Below are 14,440 nucleotides of genomic sequence, written 5' to 3'. Positions count from 1 at the left end.
GGGATAGGAGACCTTTCATTTTTACTGCACTTTTCAACTAGGGGGTAAAGCAATGGCCGGGAACAGAGAGTTTGTTTATCGAAGACTGCATTCTTTGCTTGGCGTCATACCGGTGGGCATATTTTTAATCCAGCATTTGGTTGTCAACCATTTTGCGGCAAGCGGAGAAGAGGCGTTTAATAACGCCGCTCATTTTATGGAAAACCTGCCGTTCAGGTACGCTTTGGAAATCTTCGTGATTTTCCTTCCGCTGATTTATCATGCTGTTTATGGAGTATACATAGCTTTTACAGCGAAAAACAATGCGAACAGATTCGGATTTTTTAGAAACTGGATGTTCGTTCTGCAGCGGATTACAGGAATCATTACCTTGATTTTTGTCAGCTGGCACGTGTGGCAAACACGGATTGCCGCCCAAATGGGGGCAGAGGTGAACTTTGACATGATGGCTGATATTTTGAGCTCCCCGATCATGCTCGGCTTTTACATTGTAGGTGTCCTCTCAACAATCTTCCACTTTTCAAACGGTTTATGGTCGTTTGCTGTCACTTGGGGAATCACCGTTTCTCCCCGCTCACAGCGAATCGCCACGTTTGTGACAATGGGAGTCTTTGTTGTGCTGTCCTATGTAGGGCTGAGAGCGATTTTGGCATTTGTGTAAAAGAACTAGATTACTAGAGGGAGTGGGGCAGGCATGAGCAATTCAAGCATCATCGTTGTCGGCGGAGGACTTGCGGGTCTGATGGCGACCATTAAAGCTGCGGAAGCAGGAACAAATGTAAAACTATTTTCGATCGTTCCCGTTAAGCGCTCACATTCCGTATGTGCGCAGGGCGGAATCAACGGAGCGGTCAATACAAAAGGTGAAGGCGACTCCCCTTGGGAGCATTTTGACGATACCGTTTACGGTGGCGACTTTCTGGCCAACCAGCCGCCGGTCAAAGCGATGTGTGACGCGGCGCCGTCGATTATTCATTTGCTTGACCGCATGGGCGTCATGTTTAACAGAACACCTGAAGGGCTGCTTGACTTCCGGCGCTTCGGGGGAACTCAGCATCACAGAACGGCATATGCGGGGGCGACGACCGGACAGCAGCTCTTGTACGCGCTGGATGAGCAGGTTCGCCGCTTTGAAGTCGAAGGGCTTGTTTCGAAATATGAAGGCTGGGAGTTTCTCGGAGCTGTTCTTGATGATGACAATGCGTGCCGGGGCATCGTCGCCCAAAATCTGACGACGATGGAAATCGAGTCGTTCCGTTCAGACGCGGTCATCATGGCGACCGGGGGACCGGGCATCATCTTCGGAAAATCGACGAACTCGATGATCAATACCGGATCAGCCGCTTCGATCGTTTACCAGCAGGGGGCTTACTATGCGAACGGAGAATTCATCCAGATCCACCCGACCGCCATTCCGGGAGACGACAAGCTCCGTCTGATGAGCGAATCGGCGCGCGGTGAAGGCGGACGAGTCTGGACGTACAAAGACGGCAAGCCTTGGTATTTCCTCGAAGAGAAATATCCGGCATACGGAAACCTTGTGCCGCGTGATATTGCGACTCGTGAAATATTTGATGTATGCGTCAGACAAAAGCTCGGCATCAACGGCGAAAACATGGTTTATCTCGATCTTTCCCATAAAGATCCGAAGGAATTGGACATCAAGCTGGGCGGAATCATTGAAATCTATGAAAAATTCATGGGTGACGATCCGCGCAAGCTGCCGATGAAGATTTTCCCTGCGGTCCACTACTCAATGGGCGGACTCTGGGTCGACTACAATCAGATGACCAACATTCCAGGACTGTTTGCCGCAGGAGAATGCGATTATTCAATGCACGGCGGAAACCGCCTGGGCGCGAACTCGCTCTTGTCAGCCATTTACGGCGGCATGGTGGCAGGTCCGAAAGCCGTTGAATACATTCAAGGTCTTGAAACATCCGCAGAAGATCTGTCTTCTTCCGTTTTCGACAGCTGCGTCAAAAAGGAAGAAGAAAAGTGGGCTGACATTATGAAAATGGACGGCAATGAAAATGCTTATGTCCTTCATAAAGAGCTCGGCGAATGGATGACAGACAACGTGACGGTTGTGCGCCACAATGACAAGCTGCTGAAAACGGATGAAAAAATCCAAGAGCTTGCAGAGCGCTACCAAAACATCAATATCAACGATACGGCAAAATGGAGCAACCAGGGCGCCGTATTCACGCGCCAGCTGCACAACATGCTGCAATTGGCACGGGTGATCACGCTCGGTGCATACAACCGGAATGAGAGCCGCGGCGCCCATTATAAACCGGATTTCCCTGAACGTAATGACGAGGAATGGCTGAAAACAACAATGGCGAAACATGCAGGCGATTTTGAAGCCCCGAAATTCCATTATGAGGATGTCGATGTTTCATTAATCGCACCGCGTAAACGGGATTACTCGAAGAAAAAGGTGGCGAAATCATGAGTGAAAATAAGACAATCAAGTTTATCATCACTCGTCAGGATACATCGGATTCTAGTCCTTACCAGGAAGAGTTTGAAATTCCATACCGTCCGAATATGAACGTCATTTCCGCTTTGATGGAAATCAGAAGGAACCCGGTTAATGCAAAAGGGGAAAAAACGTCGCCGATTGCTTGGGATATGAACTGTCTCGAGGAAGTGTGCGGCGCTTGCTCGATGGTGATCAACGGCAAGCCGAGACAGTCCTGTACAGCGCTGATCGACCAGCTTGAGCAGCCGATCCGCCTTGAACCGATGAAAACATTCCCGGTTGTCCGTGACCTTCAAGTGGACCGGAGCCGCATGTTTGATTCATTAAAGAAAGTCAAAGCATGGGTGCCGATCGACGGCACATATGACCTCGGACCGGGACCGAGAATGCCGGAAAGAAGAAGGCAGTGGGCGTATGAGCTGTCAAAATGCATGACTTGCGGCGTATGTCTTGAAGCTTGTCCAAACGTGAACGATAAAACAAACTTTATGGGACCTGCGCCGCTCTCGCAAGTCCGCTTATTCAACACCCATCCGACAGGCGCGATGAACAAATCGGAACGGCTTGAAGCGATTATGGGGGACGGCGGACTGGCCGAATGCGGAAATTCGCAAAACTGCGTGCAGTCATGTCCGAAAGGCATCCCGCTCACAACCTCAATCGCTGCGTTAAACAGGGATACGACCGTTCAGGCGTTTAAAAACTTCTTCGGAAGCGACAACACGGAATAACACGAAAAAACGCACCTCTTCAAGCCGAAGAGGTGTTTTTATGACCAAAGGGGATGAAAAACAATGAAGCTGCCGGGATATATTGAAGAACCGTTTGACACATGGTGTCAGTCATTTTCTTTTTTTGATGAAGTATCCGTCCGTTTTTCAGAAACGGACATGTTCGGTCATATGAACAATGTCACACCGTTTGTCTATTTCGAGGAAGCGAGGATTTCCTATTTCAAGCACCTGGGCGTCATGGACCGCCTTTCAGACGCGAAGAGCGCGGCAATTCCCGTCGTGGCGAGCCAGCAATGCGATTATTTTCAGCAGGTCATGCTTCATGAACATTTGAAAATCGGCGTCAAAACAGCATCTGTCGGCAACGCCTCCCTCATCCTTCACTATGCGGCGAAAAATGGGGAAGACGGCCTTTGCTTCACAGGGAAGGCGGTTATGGTGCAAATTGCGAAAGATACGGGCAAACCGGTGAAATGGACAAATGAACAAAAAGCAAAACTGCTTGGCAATGACTCATTTCCTGAGAAATAATTGACAAGGAGAGGAAAATGAAAAAATCGATGATCATCGGCGCGAGTTCCGGAATTGGCAAAGCGCTTGCCAAGCAGCTGTCAGCCGCGGGAGTGGAAGTCGGTCTTGCAGCAAGACGGTATGAACTGCTAGCCAAATTGCGTGACGACCTCCCTGGACCTTCATACATTAAAAAGGTCGATACAGCCGACAGCGAACGCTCGCCTATACTGTTGAGAGAACTGCTTGATGAGATGAATTGGGCAGACGCAGTCTTCATCTGTTCAGGTGTTGGATATTTGGAAAGCGAAATGGATTGGAGCAAAGAAAAGGAAACGATCGATGTAAATGTGACGGGATTTGTGTCCTGCTCGAACGTGTTGATGGAGCATTTTATCAAAAACGGGAGAGGGCATTTAGTCGGCATTTCATCCATTGCCGCGCTGAGAGGAAACGGAGGAGCCGTCACCTACGCCGCTTCAAAAGCATTCGTTTCTAATTACTTAAAAGGGCTCCGGCAAAAAGTGAAAAAACTTGGGTGTGATGAAATCGTGGTCACCGAAATTCAGCCAGGCTTCGTGGACACGGCACTTGCAAAAGGTGATCACCTGTTTTGGACGGCTTCGTCCGAAAAAGCGGCTGCACAAATCATCAGCCCTGTGCAGAAAAAGAAAACGCACGCATATATTACGAAGAGATGGCGGCTGATCTCCTGGATTTTAAAATGTCTTCCTTAGAAGTTCAGCCCTGAAACGATGCCTGTATCATGATTTGAAAAATAGGTGTTTGAGGGAACCCTTTTCTCCGTCAGAAACGTCACCGACCTTGCGTATGTTTCATATGATATCACGACTATATCGAAACCCATTCGTTTCAGATCAGCTCTCACCTTAGCAAGGAGGGTTACAATACTTGAAGGAGAAAGAGTTTCAATCAAAGCCGCTGCTAACAAAAAGAGAAAGAGAAGTGTTCGAATTGCTCGTTCAAGACAAGACAACAAAGGAAATCGCAAGCGAGCTCTTTATAAGTGAAAAGACTGTACGTAATCACATTTCCAATGCAATGCAAAAATTGGGAGTGAAAGGCCGTTCGCAAGCTGTTGTTGAACTTCTTCGAATGGGTGAGCTAGAGCTCTAAATTGAGCCGGTGTTCCTTCTTGTATCAAGAAGGGAACCGGTTATTTGTTTTTTCAAGAGCAATTTGTATATTCATGTTGAAGTCTTGCAATTTGTGTAGAAAAGAAGGAAAATAGACTCAAGTGTTTTGAAAACAAAACAACGAGTCGAGCGAGGTAGAGAAAATGAATTCGAATGCTTCTTTGAATCACATAGCGGACATTGAAAAATCACTCCGCCATATTGCGGGCATCATTAAACAAAAAGGAAGAGAAATTCTCACCCAATATACGATTACCCCTCCCCAGTTTGTCGGTCTTCAATGGCTGTATGAATACGGGGATATGACGATCGGCGAGTTATCACAAAAGATGTACCTGGCGTGCAGCACCACAACGGATTTAATTGACCGAATGGAGAAAAACAACCTCGTTGAACGGGTTAAAGATCCGTCCGACAGGCGCGTAGTCCGCATTCATCTTCTATCGGAAGGAGAGCGGATCATCCAGGAGGTCATTCAAAAAAGGCAGGACTATTTAGAAGACATGTTAGAGGCGTTTTCCGAGGAAGAAACAGCCGCGTTTGAAAAATTATTAATTAAACTTCAGCAGGAAATGAACAGAAAATGAGGCGATTTTGTTGGATCAACCGATAGGAGTCATTGATTCGGGAGTCGGCGGTTTAACCGTTGCAAAAGAAATCATGAGGCAGCTGCCGAAAGAAAAAATTATATATCTTGGAGATACGAAAAGGTGTCCGTACGGACCCCGGGACAGACAAGAAGTCCTGTCATATACATGGGAAATGACAAATTATTTGTTATCCCGCCACCATATTAAAATGCTCGTGATCGCCTGCAATACAGCGACGGCCATCGCGCTTGAAGAAATCAGCAGAGAAGTCGCGATCCCGGTCATCGGCGTTGTGCAGCCTGGAGCCAGAACCGCGATTAAAGTGACGGAGAACCAGCGGATCGGCGTGATCGGAACAGAAAACACGATCAAAAGCGGCGCATACGAAGAAGCGCTTCTTTCGCTAAACGGAGATTTAACGGTGGAAAATCTGGCTTGCCCGATGTTTGTCCCGTTTGTGGAAAGCGGCAAATTTTTGGATGAGACGGCTGATGAAATCGTCAGGTCGTCACTGCACCCGCTCAGGGATTCATCAATCGATACGCTGATTCTCGGATGCACGCATTATCCGATTTTAAAAGAACCGATTCAGCGCTATATGGGAGAGCGCGTCAACATCATTTCCTCCGGAGATGAAACGGCCAGGGAAGTCAGCACGATCTTGTCATACAACGGTTTATTAAGCAAAACGGGGGAACCGCCGGAACACTTGTTTTTAACAACCGGGGAGCGCGCCCGCTTCACAAAAATTGCAAATGATTGGTTTGGATACGAAGTGAAAAATGTGGAAAGCATTTCTCTTCAGGAAACCGCTGTAAAATAAAGCTGCCGCACAAGCAAACGGCAGCTTTTTTTCATGGCCTTTTCTTTTAAAGAAAAGGTTTTTTGTATTCAGAGGGATTTTTTTAAAAAGCGGTCTAATTCAAAAACGGGCTCGTATACATAATAGTACAAACTGCCTTAGGAGGGAAAAGTATGCTGAAAAAAGGAATGAAAGGAATCGCGGTTACGGTTACGGCCTCCGCGCTGCTTCTTTCCGGGTGCGGAATATTTCAGTCAGATCAAGCCTCAGAGGAGATAGATCCGCCGCAGGACATCACATATGTAAAAGAGGAGAAGGAGCAAGACCAAACAGACAAAACCAAAGATAAAACAGAAGACAAAGGCAGCAAAACGACAAGCGACGATAAAGCCGCTCAAACGGGCGATACGGTCATGAGAGAGCTTTATCTCATTGATAAGAACGGCTATGTGACAGCGCAGACGCTGCCGTTGCCAAAGCAGGAAGGTACGGCTAAACAAGCGCTTGAATACCTCGTTGAAGGCGGCCCTGTTTCAAACATCCTGCCAAACGGGTTCAGAGCCGTGCTGCCGGCGGATACCACGGTCAATGTCGATATTAAAGAAGACGGAACAGCGATTGCTGACTTCTCAAATGAATTTAAAAACTATAAAGCTGAAGACGAGCAAAAAATTGTACAGGCAATTACATGGACGTTAACACAGTTTAACTCGATTGATAAAGTGAAGATCCGCATGAACGGCCATGATTTGAAAGAAATGCCTGTTAACGGCACGCCGATTTCAGAAGAACTCAGCCGCGAGGACGGCATTAACCTCGACACGGCGGGTGTGACAGATATAACGGCGACACAGCCGGTCACCGTCTATTATTTGGCTGAATCGGACAAAGGCACATATTACGTTCCTGTAACGAAACGGACATCTGTAAAAGAAAACGACCAGGTGACGGCGGCGGTTAAAGAGCTGACGGAAGGACCGGGCAATAAAAGCGGCCTGCTTTCCGATTTCCAGGGCGATGTCAAGCTTGAAAACGAGCCGAAAATTGAAGACGGCCATGTGACTCTCGACTTTAACGAAGCGATCTACGGGAGTGCCGACGGCGAGAAGAAAGTGATATCGGATGAAGTGTTAAACAGTATTGTGCTGACATTAACCGAGCTGCCTGATGTGAAAAGTGTGTCGGTTACTGTGAACGGAAAATCCGAGCTCGTCAATGAAAAAGGAGAAAAGCTTTCCAAGCCGGTTTCAAGACCGAGCAAGGTGAACACAGGTAGTTTTTAAGCAGAGATTTTTGATATACTATAGAAAAAGAGGTAAGCGATTAAAGCTGCCTCTTTCTTTATTCAGCTTTTTGGAAGAGCAGAATGATTGTGAAAGGTTTATGTACATACAATCGGAGGTAAAAAATGAGATACGATGGAAGAGAAAACAATGAACTGCGCCCTGTCACAATGGACCTCGACTTCATTACGCATCCCGAGGGATCGGTCCTGATCACAGTCGGCGGGACAAAGGTGATATGCAACGCGTCTGTGGAAGACCGTGTACCGCCCTTTTTGAGAGGAGAAGGGAAGGGCTGGATCACCGCGGAATACAGCATGCTCCCGCGGGCCACGAACCAAAGGACGATCAGGGAATCGTCAAAAGGGAAAATCTCCGGGCGGACGATGGAAATTCAACGGCTGATCGGACGAGCTCTGCGGGCGGTCGTTGATTTGGAAAAGCTCGGTGAGCGGACGATCTGGATCGACTGCGACGTCATTCAGGCTGACGGAGGCACGAGAACTGCGTCGATCACCGGAGCATTTACGGCCATGGCGCTTGCCGTCGGAAGACTTGTCGAAAAAGGCGCGCTGAAGGCGATGCCGATCACTGACTTTTTGGCTGCCACTTCGGTGGGAATCGATAAGGAAAAAGGATTGATCCTTGATTTGAACTACCAGGAAGATTCTGCAGCAGAGGTGGATATGAACGTCGTCATGACAGGCGAAGGCCGCTTTGTCGAACTTCAGGGAACAGGAGAGGAAGCGACATTCTCAAGAAGTGAATTGGACGGGCTTTTAGAACTGGCTGAAAAAGGGATCGCCGAACTCATCGAAAAGCAGAAAGAAGTGCTCGGCGACGTTGCATCAGCCATTCAACAATAACATGAGAAAGGCTTGATACAAGATGAAAGAAGTCATCATTGCCACGAAAAACGAAGGGAAAGTCAGGGAATTCAAAGCGATGCTCGAACCGAGAGGCTACGATGTCAAATCTCTACTGGACATCGGCTATACGCCCGAAATCGAAGAAACCGGGCAGACGTTTGAAGAAAACGCGGTGATTAAAGCGGAAACGATTTCGAAAGAAACCGGTAAAATCGTGATTGCCGATGACTCAGGCCTGTCTGTCGACTACCTCGGCGGCAGCCCCGGCGTATACTCGGCCCGCTATGCAGGAGAAGAGAAAAACGATCTCGCCAACCTGAAAAAGCTATTGAAAGAGCTTGAAGGGGTGGAAAAAGAAGACCGCTCCGCGAGGTTCAGATGCGCGCTCGCATTATGCACTCCAGGGCAGGAAACGAAAACGGTCGAAGGTTCTGTGGAAGGGTACATTACCGAAGAGCCGCGCGGCACAAACGGCTTCGGCTACGACCCGGTTTTTCTCGTCAAAGACAAAGATCAAACGATGGCCGAGCTCTCAAGCGGCGAAAAGAACAAAATCAGCCACAGAGCGGAAGCGCTGAAAAAACTGTCCGCTCTATTGGACCAAGCGTAAAGGAGGAGGGCCGATCATGAAGGTTCTGATTGTCAGCGACAGCCACGGCCTTGAAGACGAACTGGAAATGATCGCTGAGCGGCACGGAAAGGAAACAGATCTCATCATCCATTGCGGGGATTCCGAATTGGATCCTTCCCATCCCGCGCTTTCCTCTTACTTAACAGTAAAAGGAAACTGCGATTTTTACGGGGAGTTTAAAGACGAAATTGTCGTTCCCGTCGGATCGAAAAAGCTTTTTTTCACACACGGGCATTTATACGGCATTAAACAGTCGCTTTTAAATGTATACTACCGCGCTGAAGAACTCGGCGCCGATATCATCTGTTTCGGCCATTCCCACATCGCAGGAAGCGAACTGATGGACGGAAAACTGCTGATCAACCCCGGCAGCATCCGCCTTCCGCGGGTGCGGAAAGAAAAAACTTATGCTATACTAAACATTGACAAAGACAATGCAACGGTCCGCTATTATGACTTGGACGGCCGGGAAGTCGAAAGCCTGACGAACCACGTCCAACTGCCAGCACATTCATGAGGAAGAATTTTTTTCTTCCTCGTGAAGAAAAAAATTCTAAAAAGTTGTTGACTTTATGTCCCGATCCGCATATAATAAATCTTGTCGCTGATAGTTAAAGCGAAACAAAACAACATCATGTCCCAGTAGCTCAGCTGGATAGAGCAACGGCCTTCTAAGCCGTCGGTCGGGAGTTCGAATCTCTCCTGGGACGTCACTGAAAAAAGCCTCAAACTTCTTGGTATACAAGAGTTTGAGGCTTTTTTGTTTACTTGGAACTTGCGTTCTGTTTTGGGGTTGAAATGTGTTTTGGGAGCGGATTGGGAGCAGATTTAAATTTTCGAATTTCATTGAAACTCCTTTATCTTATTGGATATCCTGTTAAAATACACTCTCCATCTTCCCCTTTTAGGAATGTTTTTCATATATAACAAATTGGGTGTACCTAATCCTCTTTCTATACTTCTTCCAAGAACATCTCCATTTGTATCTTGAGGTGAGAGTAGTTCTCTGAATGGCCTTTTTCTTCAAACAACAACATCCTAAAAATCCCCTTTCATTATTTCAAACAAAATGAAAAAGATAAAGGGTGTGATCAATTTTAAGGAGGATGTTGTCATGACAAAACAACAGCAAAATCAGCAGCAAAAGCAGAAACAACAAAAACAAAAGCATGAGCAGCTGCTCGGGGCCAACATTACGGATACCGAACTTGCTCAGGAATTCGGAAATATCCAGCAGCAGCTTGCCCAGCTGGAGCAAACTGTTAATCAAATGGGGTCACAGCAGCAGCAGGGCCAAAGCGGCCAGCAGAGCTCTCAATTGAGCCAGGGCATCAATCAGCTGAAGCAGCAAATTCAGCAGTTCAGCTCACAATCTCAGCAGCAGATGCAGCAGACGGATCAGCAAATTCAGCAAAGCATTCAGCAGGCTGTTCAGCAGCTAAATCAGGCTCTTCAAGGAATCCAGACAAACCAGGCTATGAACCAAATGAGCCAGGCACTTCAGCAGGCGCAGCAATCATTTAACCAGCAAGGACAGCAACAGGGGCAGCAAAACCAACAAAACCAGCAGCAAAATCAAAATTTCCAGCAGCCCCTTCAATAAAAAGCTGTAAAGAGCCGTTTAGCACGGCTCTTTTTTATATCGGTCATTCCTCGTTTTGATCCTTTTCGTCATGGGTTGGATGCGCCCCGGGGTACTGTCGCGGCATTCCTTGGTGGAGATTGCGGAATTCATATGTGAAATTGCTGTAGTACTGCTGGCCTTCCTTCCATGACGTGTTTTTGTTTTCAACAGGCTTGTCTTTGCCTTGGGCAGCTCCATACGCTCCTTCAGGAAATTCTTCTGCCGTTAAAAAGTTTCTTTGTGTTTCAACGTTCGACAGTTCTTTTTTGTCGTCCATCAGATCACCCCTGTTTTAGTTTTATTGTTGCCATGAAAAAGAAGAGCTATGTGTTTTCGTTTTGTGCAGTAGGATTCATTTTAAGAACGGGATAAGATGCTCATTTTCTGCCGAGAGTACAACGGGCAAATGCGCCGATCACAACGAAAAGCACAGAAAGAACCTTTCGGATGTTATGGTATTTTGTGGTTTATTGGTCCTTTTCTCCTCAGCTTTTAAAAACTATTCTTCTATCTTAATACCCGCCTATTCTCGCTTTTTGTTATACATCTCAATTCAGCAATGGTTTAATCTGTTTTCCAGATTGATGTAAATGGGGAATTGGTTATAAAATTTACCATGATAGAAAATCTTACAAGTGCGTTCTGCTTTTATTTTAGAAAGGGAGCTGAAGAAAGGTGCATACGCTAGAAAAAATGGAGGAAACAAATTTCCAGACGGCGAGAGATTATGTGACAAAAGCATACGAGACAGTGCGGAAGCGAAATCTTCACGAAAGCGAATTTCTTCAAGCTGTCAAAGAAATTTTCGATTCCCTCGTCCCTGTATTAGCAAGGCATCCAAAGTATATTGAACACCGCATTCTTGAAAGGATTGCAGAGCCGGAACGGATGATCACCTTCAGGGTGCCGTGGGTCGATGATGAAGGCAATATCCAGGTTAACAGGGGATACCGGGTTCAATTTAACAGTGCGATCGGTCCGTATAAAGGCGGCATCCGCTTTCATCCTTCTGTAAACGCGAGCATTATTAAATTTTTGGGCTTTGAGCAGATTTTTAAAAATTCTTTAACCGGCCAGCCGATCGGCGGCGGAAAAGGCGGGGCTGATTTTGATCCGAAGGGCAAGTCTGACAGGGAGATCATGAGTTTTACGCAAAGCTTCATGAATGAACTGTACAGACATATCGGACCGGACACGGATATCCCTGCCGGTGATATTGGTGTCGGAGCAAGGGAAGTCGGGTTTATGTTCGGACAGTATAAAAAGATTCGGGGCCGCTATGATGCAGGTGTGTTAACAGGCAAAGGCCTTGAATACGGGGGCAGTTTGACGAGGAAAGAAGCGACAGGGTACGGTCTGGTTTATTTCGTAGAAGAAATGCTGAAGGATCAGGGGCTGCGTTTTGAAAACAGCACTGTTGTCGTCTCCGGTTCAGGTAATGTGGCGCTGTATGCGATGGAAAAAGCCGCTCAATTCGGCGCAAAAGTAGTGGCCTGCAGCGATTCTGACGGCTATGTCTATGACGAAAAAGGCATCAGCCTTGAGACGGTGAAGCGGCTTAAAGAAAGCGGGAACGGAAGGATTCGCGAGTATGTCAGCGAGCATCCGGAAGCACACTATTTCGAAGGATGCTCCGGCATTTGGTCTATTCCGTGCGATATCGCGCTTCCGTGCGCGACCCAGAACGAAATTGACGAAGAGGCGGCCGGAGTGCTTATTTCAAATGGGGTCAAAGCCGTCGGAGAAGGAGCGAATATGCCGTCTGAAGAGAGCGCCGTCAAACGCTTTTTGGATGCGGGGGTTCTTTTTGGGCCGGCTAAGGCTGCAAATGCCGGCGGTGTGGCCGTTTCAGCGCTCGAAATGGCGCAGAACAGCGCGCGGCTCCACTGGACGGCGGAAGAAACGGATGAGAAGCTCAGGACGATCATGGCCGATATTTACACGAGAAGCGTTGAAGCAGCTTCAGAATACGGACGTCCCGGCAATCTGCTTGACGGCTGCAATATAGCCGGATTTATTAAAGTGGCGGATGCGATGATCGCTCAGGGAGTCGTTTAACCGTAAAAGGAGAGAGCGAAATGCTCTCTCTTTTTTGTGCTTTGTTAATTTTCTCTGAATCCTCCGGTAAAGCCGTGCACAGCCGGAACGGAAATTCCCGGGTAACCGATGCCGAATCCGAGAGTCGGAGTGGTGAACACCCCGCCGTACGGATAATAGGGATAGGGCCCGTGCGCTGAAGGATTATAGACATAAGTAGTCGGATAGCCGAAGTATCCCGGGTATTGGCGCACGCGGGGATCAGAGTATGGAGGAAAGGTGCGGTACATCATATTCACCCGTTTCTTTTTGAATTAACAGCAGTTTATGTAAAAAATCGTAAAATGGAGTCTGTACACAAATGTGGTAAAAAATCTAACCTTCCGGGATGAAATTTTAAAAAGTTGTCGGTAATAAAATCTAACAAAACTGTATAAAACAACAGTTTTTTTATGTAATCTTTATAGATTGCATAAAAAATTTCAAATTGTTTTTCAATTTTGGATTTCCTTTTATATCAATCATGTAAGCGTATACAAATAGATTGATTAATCGAAATTGTCTAATAATTTTAAAAAATACGGTTGACACTGCATGTAAAGGGGCGTAATATGAGTTCAAACAAAAGAACAAATCACTTGAAAACTTTTCATCTTTCCCGGGAATGACAGCGGGAAAACGGGTTCCCGCATCATCAATTTTTAACCGTTTAAAGCGTTCATTTACAACAGAAAGGTGTGCTAGAGGGATGGGGGACCAGAAAGACCAGTGGATCTTCCTAAACGACAAACTCGTTAAAAAAGAAGACGCTAAAATATCAGTCTATGATCACGGATTTTTATACGGGGACGGCGTGTTTGAAGGGATCAGGGTATACGACGGCAACATCTTCAGAATGAAAGAGCACATGGACCGCCTCTACGATTCTGCGAGATCGATTATGCTGGAGATTCCATATCAGCAGGAAGAACTGACACAGCACGTTCTCAAAACAGTTGAAAAAAACGGGCTTAAAGACGCTTACATCCGCTTGGTCGTTTCAAGAGGAGCGGGTGACCTCGGACTCGATCCAAACAATTGTTCACACCCGAGTGTCATTATAATTGTCGAACCATTGGCAATATTCCCGAAACACTTATATGAAACGGGAATTGACATCGTGACGGTTCCGACAAGAAGAAACAGACCTGATGTGCTGAGCCCTAAAGTGAAATCGCTGAACTATTTAAACAATATTCTTGTCCGGATCGAGGCGCACATGGCGGGCGTGACAGAAGCGCTCATGCTCAATGATCAAGGCTATGTCGCCGAAGGTTCTGCGGATAACGTATTCATTTATAAAAACGGAAAGCTTTTGACGCCTCCGGGCTATATCGGAGCGCTTGAAGGAATCACCCGGAATGCCATCATCGAAATAGCTCAGGAGCTCGGCTATGAAGTGAAGGAAGAGCCGTTTACCCGCCATGACGTATACACAGCCGACGAAGTGTTTTTAACCGGAACGGCTGCAGAAGTCATCGCGGTCGTAAAAGTTGACGGCCGCAAGATCGGGGACGGCAAGCCGGGAGTCCACACAAACCGGATGCTTGAAAAGTTCCGCGAGCGCGTCGTCCGTGAAGGGGTAAAAGTCAGCCTCGAAGATCAAAGCTTAAGTGTCAGTTGAATAAAGACAAACGTTGAAGAGGATAAGTAACAGCGGAAACGCCGCCTGCAGA

General features: G+C 47.1%; 17 protein-coding genes, 1 tRNA gene and 1 other annotated feature (1 of these 19 running past the window's edge). Of the genes, 16 read left to right on the top strand and 2 right to left on the bottom strand.

The window, feature by feature from the left end:
• Positions 1 to 52 precede the first annotated feature (52 nt).
• From MHI30_RS15215 to MHI30_RS15150, 14 genes are all read left to right on the top strand, one after another.
• Positions 53 to 661, top strand: coding sequence for a succinate dehydrogenase cytochrome b558 subunit (locus tag MHI30_RS15215; RefSeq protein ID WP_075752003.1), 609 nt, complete (start codon positions 53 to 55; stop codon positions 659 to 661).
• 33 nt (positions 662 to 694) lie between these two features.
• Positions 695 to 2,458: a succinate dehydrogenase flavoprotein subunit gene (gene sdhA, locus MHI30_RS15210; protein WP_020452492.1), complete on the top strand. Its 1,764-nt coding sequence runs from the start codon at positions 695 to 697 to the stop codon at positions 2,456 to 2,458.
• Positions 2,455 to 3,219 carry a succinate dehydrogenase iron-sulfur subunit gene (gene sdhB, locus MHI30_RS15205; protein WP_075752004.1) on the top strand — a complete coding sequence of 255 codons (765 nt, stop codon included), beginning with the start codon at positions 2,455 to 2,457 and terminating at the stop codon, positions 3,217 to 3,219. Before sdhA ends, sdhB begins: the two co-directional genes overlap by 4 nt.
• A 63-nt stretch (positions 3,220 to 3,282) precedes the next feature.
• The gene (locus MHI30_RS15200; RefSeq protein WP_075752005.1) at positions 3,283 to 3,753 is read left to right on the top strand and encodes a thioesterase family protein; all 471 of its coding nucleotides are present in this window, start codon (positions 3,283 to 3,285) and stop codon (positions 3,751 to 3,753) included.
• Positions 3,754 to 3,770: 17 nt separating this feature from the next.
• Positions 3,771 to 4,469 carry an SDR family NAD(P)-dependent oxidoreductase gene (locus MHI30_RS15195; RefSeq protein WP_075752006.1) on the top strand — a complete coding sequence of 233 codons (699 nt, stop codon included), beginning with the start codon at positions 3,771 to 3,773 and terminating at the stop codon, positions 4,467 to 4,469.
• A 175-nt stretch (positions 4,470 to 4,644) separates the two neighbouring features.
• Positions 4,645 to 4,869 carry a spore germination transcription factor GerE gene (gerE, locus tag MHI30_RS15190; RefSeq protein ID WP_003184172.1) on the top strand — a complete coding sequence of 75 codons (225 nt, stop codon included), beginning with the start codon at positions 4,645 to 4,647 and terminating at the stop codon, positions 4,867 to 4,869.
• A gap of 163 nt (positions 4,870 to 5,032) precedes the next feature.
• Positions 5,033 to 5,476 carry a MarR family transcriptional regulator gene (locus MHI30_RS15185; protein WP_003184148.1) on the top strand — a complete coding sequence of 148 codons (444 nt, stop codon included), beginning with the start codon at positions 5,033 to 5,035 and terminating at the stop codon, positions 5,474 to 5,476.
• A gap of 7 nt (positions 5,477 to 5,483) precedes the next feature.
• The gene (racE, locus tag MHI30_RS15180; protein WP_142238588.1) at positions 5,484 to 6,302 is read left to right on the top strand and encodes a glutamate racemase; all 819 of its coding nucleotides are present in this window, start codon (positions 5,484 to 5,486) and stop codon (positions 6,300 to 6,302) included.
• A 152-nt stretch (positions 6,303 to 6,454) separates the two neighbouring features.
• Complete coding sequence (locus MHI30_RS15175; RefSeq protein WP_075752008.1) at positions 6,455 to 7,564, top strand: GerMN domain-containing protein; 1,110 nt, start codon at positions 6,455 to 6,457, stop codon at positions 7,562 to 7,564.
• A gap of 125 nt (positions 7,565 to 7,689) precedes the next feature.
• Positions 7,690 to 8,430, top strand: coding sequence for a ribonuclease PH (gene rph / locus MHI30_RS15170; RefSeq protein WP_025811024.1), 741 nt, complete (start codon positions 7,690 to 7,692; stop codon positions 8,428 to 8,430).
• A 22-nt stretch (positions 8,431 to 8,452) separates the two neighbouring features.
• Entirely contained in the window at positions 8,453 to 9,043 is a 591-nt protein-coding gene (locus MHI30_RS15165) for an XTP/dITP diphosphatase (protein WP_075752009.1), read from the top strand.
• A gap of 16 nt (positions 9,044 to 9,059) precedes the next feature.
• Positions 9,060 to 9,581 carry a metallophosphoesterase gene (locus tag MHI30_RS15160; RefSeq protein ID WP_075752010.1) on the top strand — a complete coding sequence of 174 codons (522 nt, stop codon included), beginning with the start codon at positions 9,060 to 9,062 and terminating at the stop codon, positions 9,579 to 9,581.
• Positions 9,582 to 9,700: 119 nt separating this feature from the next.
• A tRNA-Arg gene (locus tag MHI30_RS15155) sits at positions 9,701 to 9,774 on the top strand.
• Between the two features lie 404 nt (positions 9,775 to 10,178).
• Complete coding sequence (locus MHI30_RS15150; RefSeq protein ID WP_075752011.1) at positions 10,179 to 10,667, top strand: hypothetical protein; 489 nt, start codon at positions 10,179 to 10,181, stop codon at positions 10,665 to 10,667.
• Positions 10,668 to 10,710: 43 nt separating this feature from the next.
• On the opposite strand, the gene MHI30_RS15145 is transcribed toward MHI30_RS15150, so the two are convergent.
• Positions 10,711 to 10,965: a hypothetical protein gene (locus tag MHI30_RS15145; RefSeq protein WP_075752012.1), complete on the bottom strand. Its 255-nt coding sequence runs from the start codon at positions 10,963 to 10,965 to the stop codon at positions 10,711 to 10,713.
• Positions 10,966 to 11,363: 398 nt separating this feature from the next.
• Between MHI30_RS15145 and gdhA the strand changes: the two genes are divergently transcribed.
• Complete coding sequence (gene gdhA, locus MHI30_RS15140; protein ID WP_075752013.1) at positions 11,364 to 12,746, top strand: NADP-specific glutamate dehydrogenase; 1,383 nt, start codon at positions 11,364 to 11,366, stop codon at positions 12,744 to 12,746.
• A gap of 44 nt (positions 12,747 to 12,790) precedes the next feature.
• On the opposite strand, the gene MHI30_RS15135 is transcribed toward gdhA, so the two are convergent.
• Positions 12,791 to 13,018, bottom strand: coding sequence for a hypothetical protein (locus MHI30_RS15135; RefSeq protein ID WP_342409670.1), 228 nt, complete (start codon positions 13,016 to 13,018; stop codon positions 12,791 to 12,793).
• Between the two features lie 455 nt (positions 13,019 to 13,473).
• Between MHI30_RS15135 and ilvE the strand changes: the two genes are divergently transcribed.
• Positions 13,474 to 14,388, top strand: a complete 915-nt coding sequence (gene ilvE, locus MHI30_RS15130; RefSeq protein ID WP_025811029.1) for a branched-chain-amino-acid transaminase — start codon at positions 13,474 to 13,476, stop codon at positions 14,386 to 14,388.
• Between the two features lie 4 nt (positions 14,389 to 14,392).
• Positions 14,393 to 14,440: a binding site (T-box leader), on the top strand (it continues 214 nt past the right edge of the window).

The organism is Bacillus sp. FSL L8-0528, from assembly GCF_038593085.1.
GTDB classification, from domain to species: Bacteria; Bacillota; Bacilli; order Bacillales; family Bacillaceae; genus Bacillus; species Bacillus paralicheniformis.
This window is presented reverse-complemented; position numbering and strand designations above follow the sequence as displayed.

Excerpts from the sequence above, each read along its gene's own strand:
- MHI30_RS15195 (WP_075752006.1), top strand. The coding sequence starts at position 3,771 with ATGAAAAAATCGATGATCATCGGCGCGAGTTCCGGAATTGGCAAAGCG.
- MHI30_RS15215 (WP_075752003.1), top strand. The coding sequence starts at position 53 with ATGGCCGGGAACAGAGAGTTTGTTTATCGAAGACTGCATTCTTTGCTT.
- sdhB (WP_075752004.1), top strand. The coding sequence starts at position 2,455 with ATGAGTGAAAATAAGACAATCAAGTTTATCATCACTCGTCAGGATACA.
- MHI30_RS15145 (WP_075752012.1), bottom strand. The coding sequence starts at position 10,965 with ATGGACGACAAAAAAGAACTGTCGAACGTTGAAACACAAAGAAACTTT.
- MHI30_RS15185 (WP_003184148.1), top strand. The coding sequence starts at position 5,033 with ATGAATTCGAATGCTTCTTTGAATCACATAGCGGACATTGAAAAATCA.
- MHI30_RS15200 (WP_075752005.1), top strand. The coding sequence starts at position 3,283 with ATGAAGCTGCCGGGATATATTGAAGAACCGTTTGACACATGGTGTCAG.
- MHI30_RS15135 (WP_342409670.1), bottom strand. The coding sequence starts at position 13,018 with ATGATGTACCGCACCTTTCCTCCATACTCTGATCCCCGCGTGCGCCAA.
- MHI30_RS15175 (WP_075752008.1), top strand. The coding sequence starts at position 6,455 with ATGCTGAAAAAAGGAATGAAAGGAATCGCGGTTACGGTTACGGCCTCC.
- MHI30_RS15160 (WP_075752010.1), top strand. The coding sequence starts at position 9,060 with ATGAAGGTTCTGATTGTCAGCGACAGCCACGGCCTTGAAGACGAACTG.
- MHI30_RS15165 (WP_075752009.1), top strand. The coding sequence starts at position 8,453 with ATGAAAGAAGTCATCATTGCCACGAAAAACGAAGGGAAAGTCAGGGAA.
- rph (WP_025811024.1), top strand. The coding sequence starts at position 7,690 with ATGAGATACGATGGAAGAGAAAACAATGAACTGCGCCCTGTCACAATG.
- MHI30_RS15150 (WP_075752011.1), top strand. The coding sequence starts at position 10,179 with ATGACAAAACAACAGCAAAATCAGCAGCAAAAGCAGAAACAACAAAAA.
- sdhA (WP_020452492.1), top strand. The coding sequence starts at position 695 with ATGAGCAATTCAAGCATCATCGTTGTCGGCGGAGGACTTGCGGGTCTG.
- ilvE (WP_025811029.1), top strand. The coding sequence starts at position 13,474 with ATGGGGGACCAGAAAGACCAGTGGATCTTCCTAAACGACAAACTCGTT.